Annotated in this window: 12 protein-coding genes and 2 pseudogenes; 4 read left to right on the top strand and 10 right to left on the bottom strand. The window is 58.0% G+C overall.

The genetic code is table 11. The features are described from left to right. Nucleotides 1-7: 7 nt before the first annotated feature. A pseudogene (locus BLW70_RS21485) lies at nucleotides 8-311 on the bottom strand (transposase domain-containing protein); the annotation flags it as partial. A 508-nt stretch (nucleotides 312-819) separates the two neighbouring features. Here BLW70_RS21485 and BLW70_RS21480 point away from each other — a divergent pair. Further along, nucleotides 820-1,957, top strand: a pseudogene (locus BLW70_RS21480) (ATP-binding protein). Between the two features lie 246 nt (nucleotides 1,958-2,203). Here BLW70_RS21480 and BLW70_RS21475 read toward each other — a convergent pair. Continuing rightward, the gene (locus BLW70_RS21475; RefSeq protein WP_074877367.1) at nucleotides 2,204-3,364 is read right to left on the bottom strand and encodes a S1C family serine protease; all 1,161 of its coding nucleotides are present in this window, start codon (nucleotides 3,362-3,364) and stop codon (nucleotides 2,204-2,206) included. 203 nt (nucleotides 3,365-3,567) lie between these two features. Here BLW70_RS21475 and BLW70_RS21470 point away from each other — a divergent pair, with 203 nt between their 5' ends. Continuing rightward, a complete protein-coding gene (locus tag BLW70_RS21470) occupies nucleotides 3,568-4,683 on the top strand; it encodes a S1C family serine protease (RefSeq protein WP_074877365.1) in 1,116 nt (371 codons plus the stop codon). A 549-nt stretch (nucleotides 4,684-5,232) separates the two neighbouring features. Here BLW70_RS21470 and lhpI read toward each other — a convergent pair. The 7 genes from lhpI to BLW70_RS21435 all read right to left on the bottom strand — a co-directional run bounded on the left by lhpI (nucleotide 5,233) and on the right by BLW70_RS21435 (nucleotide 11,597). Further along, nucleotides 5,233-6,180: a bifunctional Delta(1)-pyrroline-2-carboxylate/Delta(1)-piperideine-2-carboxylate reductase gene (lhpI, locus tag BLW70_RS21465; RefSeq protein WP_074877364.1), complete on the bottom strand. Its 948-nt coding sequence runs from the start codon at nucleotides 6,178-6,180 to the stop codon at nucleotides 5,233-5,235. Between the two features lie 137 nt (nucleotides 6,181-6,317). Further along, nucleotides 6,318-7,106, bottom strand: a complete 789-nt coding sequence (locus tag BLW70_RS21460) for an amino acid ABC transporter ATP-binding protein (protein ID WP_074877362.1) — start codon at nucleotides 7,104-7,106, stop codon at nucleotides 6,318-6,320. A gap of 17 nt (nucleotides 7,107-7,123) precedes the next feature. After that, a complete protein-coding gene (locus BLW70_RS21455) occupies nucleotides 7,124-8,365 on the bottom strand; it encodes an NAD(P)/FAD-dependent oxidoreductase (RefSeq protein WP_074877360.1) in 1,242 nt (413 codons plus the stop codon). A 48-nt stretch (nucleotides 8,366-8,413) separates the two neighbouring features. After that, on the bottom strand, nucleotides 8,414-9,124 hold the full coding sequence (locus BLW70_RS21450) for an ABC transporter permease (RefSeq protein ID WP_074877358.1): 711 nt from the start codon (nucleotides 9,122-9,124) through the stop codon (nucleotides 8,414-8,416). Further along, nucleotides 9,121-9,840 carry an ABC transporter permease gene (locus BLW70_RS21445; protein ID WP_074877357.1) on the bottom strand — a complete coding sequence of 240 codons (720 nt, stop codon included), beginning with the start codon at nucleotides 9,838-9,840 and terminating at the stop codon, nucleotides 9,121-9,123. Before BLW70_RS21445 ends, BLW70_RS21450 begins: the two co-directional genes overlap by 4 nt. A 112-nt stretch (nucleotides 9,841-9,952) precedes the next feature. Further along, nucleotides 9,953-10,708: a transporter substrate-binding domain-containing protein gene (locus BLW70_RS21440; RefSeq protein WP_074877355.1), complete on the bottom strand. Its 756-nt coding sequence runs from the start codon at nucleotides 10,706-10,708 to the stop codon at nucleotides 9,953-9,955. A 13-nt stretch (nucleotides 10,709-10,721) separates the two neighbouring features. Further along, a complete protein-coding gene (locus BLW70_RS21435; RefSeq protein WP_074877354.1) occupies nucleotides 10,722-11,597 on the bottom strand; it encodes a MurR/RpiR family transcriptional regulator in 876 nt (291 codons plus the stop codon). A gap of 471 nt (nucleotides 11,598-12,068) precedes the next feature. On the opposite strand from BLW70_RS21435, the gene BLW70_RS21430 reads away from it, so the two are divergent. After that, nucleotides 12,069-12,563 carry a chalcone isomerase family protein gene (locus BLW70_RS21430; RefSeq protein ID WP_074880741.1) on the top strand — a complete coding sequence of 165 codons (495 nt, stop codon included), beginning with the start codon at nucleotides 12,069-12,071 and terminating at the stop codon, nucleotides 12,561-12,563. A gap of 10 nt (nucleotides 12,564-12,573) precedes the next feature. After that, on the top strand, nucleotides 12,574-13,110 hold the full coding sequence (locus BLW70_RS21425) for a DUF3833 domain-containing protein (protein WP_074877352.1): 537 nt from the start codon (nucleotides 12,574-12,576) through the stop codon (nucleotides 13,108-13,110). Nucleotides 13,111-13,159: 49 nt separating this feature from the next. Here the strand turns inward: BLW70_RS21425 and BLW70_RS21420 are convergent, their stop codons facing one another. Then, nucleotides 13,160-13,648, bottom strand: a complete 489-nt coding sequence (locus tag BLW70_RS21420; protein ID WP_074877351.1) for a DUF2878 domain-containing protein — start codon at nucleotides 13,646-13,648, stop codon at nucleotides 13,160-13,162. Nucleotide 13,649 lies beyond the last annotated feature (1 nt).

The raw sequence follows: 13,649 nt of genomic DNA, 5'->3' as shown, positions 1-13,649 counted from the left end.
TGCGCAACTAAATCGGTTGCCAGTTATGCGCCAGCAACTGCGCAATATTACTGGTCCGCTGCGTCGGCAGGCGCGTGAGGACGTCCTTCAAATAAGCATACGGATCATGCCTGTTGAGTCGCGCTGACTGGATCAAATTCATGATCGTCGCCGCCCGTTTGCCGCTGCGCAGCGAACCTGCATAAGCTAGTTCTTACGACCCACGACCGGATCTGGTTCTCGGCCCAATTATTGGGCAAGGCCCCGTCTTCGAGATAGCGCGACAGCGCAGTCCAGCGTTTCAGGCTGTAGTCCAAGGCTCTGCTGATGGCTCTGCACGTTGTAGCCGATGATTCCCGTGCCGCGCGTCATCATGGAGCGGGCGTCTGGATTGTTCAGTAGCTCAGTGCGGTGCGGCTGAAAGAGAAAATCGCTCAAGCTCAAAACTCAGATGAAGGAGCTTCAGGCTGTCGGGCGTTCATGTTCCTTGGCCACTTAGTGAGATTATTTTGAACGGGGTAATAATCGCTGCTGGCCTGCGGTCAATTCAAACAAGGTTGGAACTACTGAATCGACCTACTTTCGCAAACGTACTGAATGGCTGCTTCTGGCCGATTCTGTTGAAAAAGTCGGCGTTCGGATTCAGTCTCTTCTACAGAGCAGGGTCAGTGTCAAATCTGGCGATGCCTTGATCATGCGTATCGACAAAGCGGCCTCATACGCACTGAGCTTTAAAAGCTATAAACAACCTCCTACACTGCTGAACACCCCCTCACACCGTATCTACGCAGCCTCGCTTTCCTGCCGGCCTCTGCATCGCCTCCCATTAGGATCACCGACATGCGCCTGTCCGATTTCATTCTTGAGAACCTTGAGCCGATTTTGCAGGCCTGGGAAGATTTCGCCAGAACCATTGAGACGCCGGGTGCGGACCTCGATAGTGAAGCTCTGCGAGATCATGCCGAACAGATGTTGCGGGCAATTGTAAGTGACCTGCGAACAAAGCAGACGAAGCGAGAGCAAGCGGCCAAGTCTCAAGGCCAAGCCCCTTCAGATGATGAAGAAACCGCAGCTGAAACGCATGCAATGACACGGCTAATGGCAGGTTTCACGATCGATCAAATGGTGTCGGAATATCGAGCCCTAAGAACGAGTGTCGTCAGTCAGTGGATGAGGCAAGTGAAGGATGGCACGCCGATTAATGTCGACGACATGATCCGATTCCATAAGGCCATCGATCAGGCTCTCGCCGAATCCATCGCCAGTTACTCACGCGCGGTGGAGGCATCGCGCAACGTATTTTTAGGCATTCTCGGCCACGACCTGCGCACCCCGCTTGGAGCAATCTTGCTGGGTGCCGATATGTTGAGGCGCTCAGAAGGGGCCGGAGCCCGGGCTACCAAGGTTGCCAATCAGATATATACAAGCGTGCGGCGAGCGAGCCAAATTGTTGGAGACCTACTCGATTTAACACGCTGCCAAATGGGCCCAGGCATTCCTGTCAAAACGACGGATCTAGATCTCTCGCACGTTTGCGAACGTGTTGTCGAAGAAATCCGAGCGTCTCATCCAGAGGCGATGGTCTTGTTCGACGCGAAGACTCCAGTTCAAGGGCAATTCGATGGCGCCAGAATGGAACAAGTCTTCTCGAATGTAATCAGCAACGCTGTACAGCATGGAGATAATCAACTCCCTATCAAGGTGGAGTTAGAGACCTCAGAAGACTGCGCTATTTTTACCGTCCATAACAGTGGTGAGCCCATACCAGAGGACGTTCTCCCGTTTATATTTAACCCTATGGGTCGTTTCTCTCAGCGATCTGCAATTGATCACGGGCCGACAGAGGGGCTGGGCTTGGGCCTGTTCATCGCGTCAGAGATCGTGGCAACATAACGGTTCAATCGATGTCAGTTCTGACTCAAGTGGAGGCACCACTTTTCTAGTCAAGCTTCCAATTACTGAAGCGCCCCTGATTTAGTAGACACTCGGGAGCTCCCGCTTTTGGCCGATGTCTGCCTGTTCACGACTGACCGAATCAACCCATAGTTGTCGGTGGCGACAGCCAGCAAATCGGCCAACAGCAGTAGTCCCCATGCGACAGCTATTGGTTGTTAATTCAACTGGTCGATGCAAAAGATTGGCTAAATCGTTCAGCGGGCGTTCCGTAGATTAGGTTTCTACATAAAAGGCCGCAGGCATTCGCTCCAATCAACGCCTCAACCGTTCAAGGCCAGTTGACGACGACTGCTTGGGGATCACCCTGACGCATCTGGCTCAGTTCAGCGTCCGCCTTGGCTTGGGTCGGATGACAAAACTCGAAGGCGTTCTGGGTTTTGCCAGTCGGCCCTTTGGCCTCGGCCATGCAAACCACCGCGCCCGGTGCGCAAACGGCGGGGTTGAGTATGAAATTCCCCCAGACGCCGGGTTGTTCCTGTTTCACTTTGGCGATATATCCCTTCAGCGAGGTTTGCATGTCGTTCGCTGCACCGCTGATCAATTTGACCGGGCTGACGGTAGCGCCGTAAGTATGCTGAGTGGACACCACTGCGGTGCAATACAGTGCGTCGGTCGATGACGTAGCCGTTGCGCCGTTTGCCGGCACCGGCGTCACTGATACCTGGGTCCCGCCAGGGCCCACGACAACAGGCACGATGCTAAAAGCGTTGCCTCGCCAAACCTTTAGATTGGCCCGAGAACCGATGGCGATCTTGGCGAGTTCGACCCTGAAATCGATTGAATCACCGATCGGCTTGTTATCGACGGCCACGATTATATCCTGAGGCTGTATGCCTGCCTGTTGAGCACCGCTGCCCGGAACGGTCGCCAGGACCACCACGCCAGCCGGGGGCTGTGACAAGGCCATCGCCCGCTGCGGATCGATAGTGTCCATGCTGATGCCGACCCTGCCGCGAGGCAGGTTGGCGGACTGGCAGTGCTTCTCAAGCCATATCGGGCTGGCCGCTTCTTTACGAGCATTGCCGACCTGTTTCATCATTGGCTCAGCACTAGCCTGGTACATCGGCACCTCGCTGAGGGCCATCTCAATGTAATCGCACGACTTGAAGCGATACCGTTCCGGCGTTTCCCGGGTGACCAGTTTTTGCAAGTCTATGGGTGGCATGCCTTGAGGTGCGGCAATCGTGGAGGTCGCAGGTGAAACGTTGGCGGAGTCCGTACTAGCCACCGAGGAAACGACGTAGGCACCGGCCGCGACGCCGACGGCAGTGGTCACTACGCTGGTGTCCAATCCCGCCGGCATAGGTAGGAGCATCGCGCCGAACAGCGCAGCATCGCCCAGTCCACCATCGGAGGCGCAACCCGTCAGGCCGGTGAGAGACAATGCGAAGGCAAAGCGAGAGCCTGACTTGAGGATATGTGCAAGCATTTCGCTTCCCTGTGATGAGTTCTAACGGATCGTGCCGCATCATGGCAAAGTGCCGTTAAGTTGTATACGCACGAACGGTGTGGCCCGATGCCACTCGTCCAGTTGCAGTGGGCGGTAGATTTCTGAGCCTGGCGTTGGACAGCATGATGGTCAAACGCTAACTTGCTCGGACTTGTCTCAACGCCCCAGCATCAGGGAAGTCCATGTCGACTAAACGCTTTGCCTTAACGCTTGCTCTGCTCCCGCTTCTGGCATCGTGCATCAACCCCATGTACAGCGCTGCGGAGCGCGCTGAAACAGCGGAATACCTGCGAAAGTCAAAAGACCCTGCGACCTACTACGCAATGGATTGTGAAACTTTCCTGGCTACCAAGAGAGGGTGGGAGACTTATCCCAGCATGGCGAACGACCCCGTTAACCTGGTGATTCAGCAGGTAGCGACACAACGCAGTTGCTCTGTCAGCAGCCCTTCTGCTTCAGTTGCGGCTACGGTTCCACCTGCTGCCGTACCGTCGTCGGAAACTCCTGCACAAGGAGCTAATCAGTTGGGAACCCTGGGTTTACACATCACCGCCGTTACACCCAAGGTGGCGAAGCAGTTCGGCTTACCCTCGGCCAGCGGCGTATTGGTCTTGGGGCCAAAGCCGGGAACTGGCGGTGAAAAGGCAGGTATGTTGGCTGGCGATATCGTTTTGCAAATCGCCGGTACGCCGGTTAACAGCCCGGCCGAGCTGGTTGCTGTTGCCAGTCGCATTCGACCTGGCTTCACGGCACCGCTAAAGGTGTGGCGTCACCGGGCTAACATCGACGTGCTGGTTGAAATCAGCGGTTCAACGGATACGGCACAAGGGGCAGTTTCTCAGCTTCCGATCGCCGTCGCACCGACGTCGAGGACACCTGCGATCGCTCCCGATGCAACCCCTGTCAGCAGCGCGACAAACAGTTCGTTCTGTTTCGCCCAGTTCGAGGCCAGACAAAACCAAGGGTTGAGCGATTATCCGTCGAGGGGCCTCATTACGAACGTCTGGCAGGGGCCGGCACTCAGCGGTACACCGGCTCGTCTTGCTATGCCTGAATTCCAGGCATTCACCCGGTCCCAAGGCTATGACGTGGAAATGCAACCGATGTTCTGCCAGCCCATCGGTTCCTTTGAACAATGCCAATCGCTGGGTTCTGAAGACTTCCTACTGACCATGCGAAGCTTTTCCGCGGTGGTCAACTGCGCGGATACCTTGCAAGGCGTAGAAGCTGTGCGCGCCGCAATGCTCAAGCAATGGCCTTTCCTTCAGGCCTCTACGTGGCGACCTGTTGGCACGTAATGCAGCGGCTACTGAGAAGTGATATCGGGGCTGGAACTTTCCCGCAGCGATGTCTCGATTGCACTACCTCGCCACGGGCTGCTTTTGGCCGATTTCTGCCTGTCGCGACCCTTAGTTATGTGGCTTGGGGCTGGCGACCAGTTGAACATTGAGAGTTGGATGGAGTGATGGTGTTAAATCCAGTCCGGGATACGACTACCGCCCGCTAATGTTTGAGGCTTCAATCGACACGAACATGTTCGGTGACCCGCGATAACCGAATTCGGTTTAATGCCAGGTGGGAGAGCTAAGTGAGAGTGCCCACTTGCGTTCATGCTCCTTGGTCACTTAGTGAGATTGTTTTGAATGGGGTAATAATCACTGCTGGCCTGCGGGCCGATAGCTGATATCCACGACTGGCTGCAATCGGCCACGCAAAAAAACTCGTAAAAAATTACAGCCTCTGGGACATGGACGTGCTGGCGCGGCGTGGCCGAGAACGATTGGGTGCGCCGCGCCGATGGGCGCGAACAAGGGCATCGTCCCGCCGACCGCACCGCCCGAATCGGGCTATTGGCTGGCAAGGGAGTGGAGCGCGACCCGCGAAGCGGCCAGGTCCCAAGCCGCGGTACCAACGCTTTTAAATACTAGGGGTCGTGACGAGTCGATTGGACCGCGAATGGCTGCGGCCAGCGATCTGACTTGAGACCAATCCACACCTGCCCGCAGCAGGTCGCCTGCTTCGTGCTGCGCACCGGCAGTATCGTCCGCATAGAGAACGCTACCGTCTAAAGTGACTTTGCCAAGCTCCGCCATCTCTGGCTTGAATGCACCTACACCAATAATCAATCGACCAGGCTTGGCTGGCTCGTTGTAGACCGGTTCTGTGCTGGTGGTTACGGTGATTACCACATCCACGTCGGGAATGCTGTCGCCGCACGGTTGCAAATGCTCGTGCAGGTCTCGATTTTTGTTGCAGAAGTCTGCCGTCGCTTGCGCGTCAATTCCTCGGACCCACAGCTTGCACTGTGGGTGCAGGGCATTGATAGCTTGTACGTGATGACGTGCTTGTGCGCCGGTCCCGAACAGTAAGATCTGTTCCGGTTCACGCTGCAACAGCGTCCGAATCGCTAAAAGGGTTACTGCCGCAGTACGACGCCCCGTGACCTCTGGGCCGTCGAGCAAGCACTTTATTTGTCCGGTCACGGCATCACATACAGTTACCATGCCGTTGATCGTGGGAAGCTGACGCTGCACATTCCCCGGCTGGACGTTAACCAGCTTGTGGATGCCGATGTCCTTGGCGGTGGCGGGCATGCTCAGCAAAACACCGCCGTCACCCAAGGGTACAACCATGCGCTCAGGGCTGAGAATTGAACCTGCTTCGAGCTCGGTTGCGGCTTGGGCAATAGCGTCAACGAGTTTTTTGAAATCTAGCAGTGCCGCTGTCTGCGCTTGATCACAGACGGTAACCGAAGAGGTTTTCGGGGCGGCATTATTCGCCAGCATATTAGTCATTGAATATTCCTTTTGCTGATATCAGTAGTGGCGGATGTCTAAAAGAAACTGCTGTGCGCGCAAGTGTGTTGATAAACGCCTACGCCTGGCGTAGGGACGGCACAGCCAGCGAAGGCAAGCCGTGCTCTTATGTGTCCTCAGTGTAAAATTTGCGCAAGAAAGGCCTTGGCCCGCGCGCTGTTCGGTGCGCTGAAGAAGTCCTGAGGCGGCGCGTCCTCAATGATCTGGCCGCCATCGAGAAACAGCACGCGCTCGGCCACTTGCCGGGCAAAGCCCATTTCGTGGGTCACGCAGAGCATGGTCATACCGCTGCCGGCCAGGTTGACCATCACATCCAGCACTTCGCTTACCATCTCCGGATCAAGCGCCGAGGTGGGTTCGTCAAACAGCATGATTTTGGGTTCCATGCACAACGCCCGGGCGATGGCCACGCGCTGTTGCTGTCCCCCCGAGAGCTGGCTGGGGTACTTGCTGGCCTGGCTGGCGATACCAACTTTTTGCAGGAAGTGCTGGGCCAGTTCCTCGGCCTTCTTGCGGCTCAGACCACGCACCGAAATCGGGGCCAGGGTGCAGTTATCGAGCACGCTCATGTGCGGGAACAGATTGAAATGCTGGAACACCATGCCAATTTCACTGCGGACCTTGGCGGCCTCGCGGCTGGTCTGGGCCAAGTCGGTGTCGTTGACCAGAATGCGGCCTTTTTCGGCGATTTCCAGGCGGTTGATGCAGCGGATCAGCGTCGATTTTCCAGAGCCGGAAGGCCCACAGAGCACGATGCGCTCGCCTTCGCGCACTTTCAGATCGATGTTTTGCAGCACATGGAAGGCGCCATAGAACTTATTCAGGCCGGCGATATCAACCACCACCTTACGGGTGTCCGGGCTTGCGGCGAGCGGCGTGTTTAGAAGGGCAGAGAGGGCATGCATGGTCTTGTCTCCGGCAATCAGTGAAAGCGCTCGGCGCTGTACGGGGCTGGGTTGGTAAAGGGGGTGGCACCGGTCATCAACTCGGCCAGCAGACGGCCGCAGACCGGGCCGAGGGTCAGGCCATGGTGGGCATGCCCGAAGTTGAACCATAAACCTTTGTGTCGTGGCGCCGGACCGATCACCGGGCACATGTCGGGCAAGCATGGACGGCGTCCCAGCCAAGGCACGGCATCCAAGCGTTCGCCCAGCGGGTAAAAGGCGCGCGCCAGCTCTTCGCAGCGACGTAGCTGGATTTCGTTGACCGGGTCCTGGCTGTCGGCGAACTCAATCCCGGTGGTCAGGCGAATGCCGCCGACCATCGGTGCCAGGACATAACCGCCCACCGGGTCAAGCAGCGGTCGTTGCAAGCGCGTACCAGGCAGGGCGGCATAGTGCATGTGATAACCGCGCTTGATCGCCAGTGGAATGTCATACCCTAGTGGCTCGAAAATGCCCCGGGCTTGCGGGCCGAGGGCGACCACGGCTTCGTCTGCAATCACCAGGCCTTGTTCGCTCTGCACTTCCCATTTACCCACGCGCTGGCGCAAGGATAGGGCGTCACCAAGGACGAACACGCCGCCGCGTTTGACGAACAGTTCGGCATAACCGCGTGTCAGGCCGCCGGGGTCGCTGACGGTCTTGGGGTCAAGCCAGTGAATGCCGCCGACCACGCAACTGTGCAAGCCCGGTTGACGGGCATGCATTTGGTCGTGGTCGAGCACTTCGTAATTGAGGCCATAGTCCATGAGCGCAGCAGCGTCGCGTTGGGCCTTGGCAAACGCCAGTGGAGAATTGTAGGCCTCGACCCAGCCACTGGCCTGGATCAAGTGATCCATGCCGGCCGGTGCAGAGAGCAGGTCGTGTTCGCTGACGCAGTGCTCCACCAACGGCAGCATGGCCCGGGTTGCGGCGGCCAAGCCTTTGGTCCCGGAGTGCCGCCAGTACTGCAGCAGCCATGGACTGGCCTTGGGCAGGTATTTCAGGCTGTAGCGCACGTCCGACTGCTGGTTGCCCGCATAGCGCAACAGGGTCGACAGTTGGCGCGGGAACGCGTACGGAATTACGCTGGCGCGCTCGATCAGCCCGGCGTTGCCGTGGCTGGTACCGTTACCCGGCTGCTGGCGGTCGATGAGCACGACCTTACGGCCACGGGCCTGTAACTGGAGCGCGGTACTGACGCCGACAATCCCTGCGCCCAGAACGATGGTTTCGCAATGCATGGTGTATCCCTGATGCTGGGGCGCGCATGGCAGCCCGAGAAAATTGGTTTACTGAAGGTGACGGCCGAGGCGGCCCTCGAGCGCGTTCAGGCTGCGCCGCACGACTTCCACAATCAGCAGATAGAGCACGGCGGCCCAGAGGTAGATCTGGAAGTCGAAACTGCGCGAGAAGGCCAACTTCGTCACTCCCATCAAGTCGTAGATGGTCACCAGCGAGGCAATGGCGCTGGCCTTGATCATCAGGATCAGTTCATTGCCCAGCGGGCCAATGGCGACCAGCAGGGATTGCGGCAAGATGACTTTGCGAAAGGTGGTCCAGCGCGACAGGCTGAGGGCTTTCGAGGCCTCGCGCTGGCCTTGGGTCACGGCCAGGATGCTGCCGCGCAAAATCTCGGCCTGATAGGCCGCGGTGTTCAGGGTGAAGGCCAGCAGCGTGCAGAACCAAGCGTCACGGAAGAACCACCACAAACCCACGTCCTGCCAGAAGCCTTTGAACGAGCCCAGGCCGTAATAGAGCATGAACAGCTGTGCCAGCAGCGGCGAGCCGCGGAAGAAATACACATAGACGCCGGTAAAACGGCTGATAAAGCGGTTACTCGACAACCGGCCCAAGGCGATCACCAGGCCGAGCAGAGCGCCAAGGGTGAAGGAAATGGCCACCAGCTTGGCAGTCACCAACAGACCTTCGATGAAGCGGGGACCGTAACGCTCCAACAAGTCAGGGCTGAGGAACAGATTTTGCAAATCATCGAAGCTCATGGGCGAACGCTCCGTTGATGGCGGCTGAAATACTTCTCCAGGAACTGGAACAGGCGGCCGGAAATGGCCGAGAAAAACAGGTAGCCAAAGCAGGCCACTGTGTAGAACAGCATTGGTTCCTTGGTGACGCTGACTGCCAGGTTGGTCTGGCGCATCAGGTCGACCAGGGAGATGGTTGACACCAGCGAGGTGTCCTTGAGCAGCGACAGCCAGTTATTCGACAGGCCCGGCAAAGCAATGCGTACCAATTGCGGCAGTACCACCTTGGTAAAGGTTGTGCGTCGAGACAGGCCCAGGGCGGCTGCAGCTTCGAACTGGCCCTTGGGCACGGTTTTGAAAGCGCCCAGCCAGATCTGGCTGGAAAACGCGGCGAACACCAGGCTGAAGGCGATCATAGCGGCGACGAAGGGGTTGATCGCGACTTCGGCCTCGTAGCCCATCGCGGCCAACAGTTTTTGCGCACCGATCTGGCAGCCGTAATAGATTATCAACAGCGTCAGCAGCTCGGGTAGCCCGCGGAACACGGTGGCAAACACCGTGCTCATGGAGCGCAACGAGCGTCGTCGGGAACGGGCGGCCAAGGCCAGGCCCAGGCCTAGCGGCAGGCCAATCGGCAGGCAGCTCAGGGCCAGGACAATGGTCACCAGAGCGCCGGCCAGCAAGGCTGAACCCCAGCCGCCGCTGGCGAAGGATAGCAATGACAGGTTTTCGAACATGCTCGAACCCTCTCGGTCAATTACGCTCGCACGCTCTCACCGCGCCCGTGTGTGGGTGCGGTGCAACATGTCGGCAAGGAATGACCCTCAGGCGCGGCTGAGGGCCAGGGGATCAATAGATATCGAAGGCGAAGTAGCGACTGGAGATCTTCTTATAGGTGCCGTCGGCAATGATCTCATCCAGGGCCTTGTTGAAGCGTTCGCGCAGAACATCGTCACCCTTGCGCACGGCGATCGAGGCATCGGCGGTGGTGCCGTTGACGTCGCCGATGATCTTGCAGCACTCCTTGCCAGCGCTTTCGACCCAGGCCAGCAGCGGGAATTTGTCGGCAATCACCCCGTCGATCCGGCCAGTTGCCAAGTCACTGTTGGCTTCATCGAGGGTAGGGTAGAACTTCACGTCGGCGCCGGCTGGGCCGTAATGATCTTCGGCATAGATGGCCTGGGTCGAGGAGGCCTGGGCACCGACCGTGCGGCCCTTGAAGTTCGTCTGGGCGTCGGTGATGTTCGAATCTTTGGATACCGCCACGGACAGGGGGGTGCGGTAGTAGTGGTGGGTGAAATCGATTTTCTGCTTGCGTTCATCGGTGGCGATCATCGAAGCCACGACCGCATCGTATTTCTTCGCCATCAGCGCCGGGATAATCCCTTCCCAGTCCTGGGCGACGATGCTGCACTTCACGTTCATCCGTTCGCACAGCGCGTTGGCAATATCCACATCGAAACCGTGCAGCTTGTTGTCCGAGTCAACATAGTTGAACGGCGGATAAGCGCCTTCGGTAGCGATCTTCAGTACTTCAGCCTGCGCGCTGGTGGCCCCGGCCAGGACCATTGCGCATACACCGGCAAATCGAATGACGTGTTTCATCTAGCACCTCGTTTTATTGTTTTGAGTTTGGTGATGATGTGTATCCAACGAACTCGTTGTGTAAGGTCGCGATGGCTTCAAGACGCTTTTCGACCTCGGGACCCAGCTGTTTGCAGACGTCGTTGACCAGCAGGTGGACCAGCGACAGCATCGCCGCTGTCGATTCCCAGAACAGGTTGAACTCGGTGGGCACGCGGAACACTTCATCGGCGTTCTGTTCGGCCCAGTCGCAAAAGGTGTCGGTAATCAGCGTCACAGGGATTCCGGCATCACGGGCCTTGCGGCACAGGGTCAGGGCGTGGCGGGAATAGCGGCGGGCTTCGAACACCACCAGCGCACTGTCATCAGGAGCACTGAGTAACACGTCGGCGTAATGCCCGGCGGCACCGTCGACCCAGTGCGTGTCATCGCGCAGGTACTGCAGCAGATGCACCATGGATGCCGCGATGCCACGCTCTGTCTGGAACCCGGCGACGAACACCTTGCGCCGGGTGGCCAGGCGCTGGCTGACGTTGTGCCAGGTCGGGGTGAGGCTATATTCGTAAACCTTAACCAGGGCCGCGACTTCCAACTCGAAACTGCGCGGTAGGCCTTGCGGGCCCTGGCTGGCTTGATGGCGAAACTCCTGCAAGCGATCGCCCACCAGCCATGGGCCATCGCCCAGGTCGACCTTGAGGTCGTTTTTCAGGTCTTTGAAGTGGCTGTATCCGAGTGAGCGACAGAAGCGCCCCACACTGGATTCACTGACGTTCAATTTCGCGGCAATATCAGCGGCGGTCTGGAACGGCAGTTCATAGAGGTTGGCCAGCATATAGTTAGCAATCGCCCGGCCAGAGGCGGCGGCGGTTGAAAGACTGCTTTCAAGGCGTTGTTTGATGGGCTGGCTCAAGGCTGCTTCCTGTTGTTTTTCAGCGCTTACGAAAGAAAATGCGTGTTTTCTGGCATTAAGTCAATACGTGACAGATAGCTGTCACGATTGGTGGTGATTTGCTGACCCAGTGCTTCTGGCCGATTGCTATCTGTCGCAAACGGAATTGAACGCCTTATTGCAGCCTTTTGACGACTGCAAATGACCGATTTCTACTTGTCGTGACCGGCTTAAAACGACCCAATAAAGACGATCATCAAAGAAACCTCTAGCGCATAAAGTTGGAGACCTCCAGTGGGTTGCCAACGGGGCCTGCGTTCTCAACCGCGTCCCTTTGGGGTAAAAAGTTGTACGCGATCTGCTCTGATGGCGTAAAAACTATACATTGAGCTAATCTTGTATAGAATTTTAAAAAAGGCCGAGACGTTGATGAACGTGGCTGAGTCCAGACGCTTTCTCGTACATCGCCTGTCGATAGGCTGGCTATTCGCGATGTTACTCGCCGTACCTGCCTGGGCGGATTGGCATCCCGCGCTGCCCGATAGGCGTTTGGTGGGCAGCGGCGACTTTACCTGGTTCGGCGTGAGTCTATACACCGCGCGGTTGTGGAGCTCTGGGTTGCCGCTGACCTGGGATCAGCCCTTTGCCCTCGAACTGACTTATCACCGTGTCTTTTCCCGGGACACGCTGGTGGAGGCCAGCCTCACTGAAATGGCGCGCATGGCAGAGGCTCGTCTAGAGGAGTCCACCCTCCAGCGCTGGTCCAATGAAATGCGTGAAGCCTTCGTCGATGTTCGGCCCGGAATGCGCATCACCGGGGTCTACCATCCCGGCAAAGGCTGCACGTTCTTCGTCGACGGCCAGTTGCACCATCGGGTCGACGACCCTGCATTCGCCCGCGCCTTCTTCAATATCTGGCTTGATCCGCGCACTCGGGACAAGCAACTGCGTCAACGACTGCTGGGGATGGCCGGGCCGGTGGAGTGAGGAGGTTGGGATGCGTCAAATACTGGTAGTGCTCGTTAGCCTGTTGCTGGTCAGCTGTAACAACGTTGGCGTGGAGCACTACGCAAAGGAGCGACCCACGCTGGATCTCGTGGCGTTCTTCTCTCGGCCGGTACAGGCTTGGGGCCTGTTCCAGAATCGCTCGGGCGAGGTGGTCAAGCGTTTCCATGTCCAGATTGAAAGCCGCGTCGAGGGCCAGCAATTGATCCTCGACGAGCGATTTCTCTACAGCGATGGCACGCGTCAGCGGCGCGTCTGGACGCTGCAACCGGTCGGCGCCGGGCGTTGGCGTGGTCGTGCGGACGATGTAGTCGGTGAGGCTAGCGGCGAGGTCGCTGGCAACGCGCTGCGCTGGCGCTATCGCCTTGACCTGCCGGTTGACGGCAGGCATTGGGAAGTGGATCTGGACGACTGGATGTACCTGATGGACGAAGACACGATGATAAATCGCTCGAGTATGAGCAAGCTTGGAGTCGAGTTGGGAGAAGTGATCCTGTTCTTCCGCCGTCAGCCGGAGTCGCTTCCGTAAACCCACAATAACCGGCAAAGCAGGCGATATTCACGCAGGCCGTTGCTTATCAGCGGGACGCAGCCAGTCGCAGGATGATTGGCATCCATACAGCCCACAGCGCTGCAAGTAGCAGGGCCGTGCAAAGGGTGCCCAAGGGCAGGCCTACACCGGCCTGCGTTGCGCCGGCGATGTAAGCCAGAGGTCCACCGAACAGACCCAGTAGCGCCCCGTACCAGATGGGACGTCGAGCCCACGCCAGGCTGTGGCGAAGCCCACTCGCCAGTACCAGCCACAGCATGGCAAGCCACAAGGGAAGGGGTTTCTGGGCAAAATCGAAGACTCCCAATGCACCCAGGCTGGCATCCAGTAAACAGCCTGCCATCCCCACACAGGCCAGAGTGATTGCTTCGTCGCCTGGTCGTGGGCAAGCAGCCACATGCACCAACAGGCCTGCCGCCACGGGGAGTAGCAGCCAAGGATGCCGCTCGCTCAGTACGCAAGCCCACCAGGCGGCCTGCATCCATAGCGCGTTGCCGATCAACCAGGCCCGGCTCAAA

Origin of the sequence: Pseudomonas frederiksbergensis, assembly GCF_900105495.1 — a bacterium.
GTDB classification, from domain to species: Bacteria; Pseudomonadota; Gammaproteobacteria; order Pseudomonadales; family Pseudomonadaceae; genus Aquipseudomonas; species Aquipseudomonas frederiksbergensis.
The sequence above is the reverse complement of the archived record's forward strand: the minus strand, read 5'-3'. Positions and strand labels throughout refer to the sequence as shown.

Bases quoted from the DNA above. Each gene is read 5' to 3' on its own strand.
- lhpI (WP_074877364.1), bottom strand. From the start codon at position 6,180: ATGACTAATATGCTGGCGAATAATGCCGCCCCGAAAACCTCTTCGGTT.
- BLW70_RS21440 (WP_074877355.1), bottom strand. From the start codon at position 10,708: ATGAAACACGTCATTCGATTTGCCGGTGTATGCGCAATGGTCCTGGCC.
- BLW70_RS21430 (WP_074880741.1), top strand. From the start codon at position 12,069: ATGTTACTCGCCGTACCTGCCTGGGCGGATTGGCATCCCGCGCTGCCC.
- BLW70_RS21455 (WP_074877360.1), bottom strand. From the start codon at position 8,365: ATGCATTGCGAAACCATCGTTCTGGGCGCAGGGATTGTCGGCGTCAGT.
- BLW70_RS21470 (WP_074877365.1), top strand. From the start codon at position 3,568: ATGTCGACTAAACGCTTTGCCTTAACGCTTGCTCTGCTCCCGCTTCTG.
- BLW70_RS21450 (WP_074877358.1), bottom strand. From the start codon at position 9,124: ATGAGCTTCGATGATTTGCAAAATCTGTTCCTCAGCCCTGACTTGTTG.
- BLW70_RS21425 (WP_074877352.1), top strand. From the start codon at position 12,574: ATGCGTCAAATACTGGTAGTGCTCGTTAGCCTGTTGCTGGTCAGCTGT.
- BLW70_RS21445 (WP_074877357.1), bottom strand. From the start codon at position 9,840: ATGTTCGAAAACCTGTCATTGCTATCCTTCGCCAGCGGCGGCTGGGGT.
- BLW70_RS21475 (WP_074877367.1), bottom strand. From the start codon at position 3,364: ATGCTTGCACATATCCTCAAGTCAGGCTCTCGCTTTGCCTTCGCATTG.
- BLW70_RS21460 (WP_074877362.1), bottom strand. From the start codon at position 7,106: ATGCATGCCCTCTCTGCCCTTCTAAACACGCCGCTCGCCGCAAGCCCG.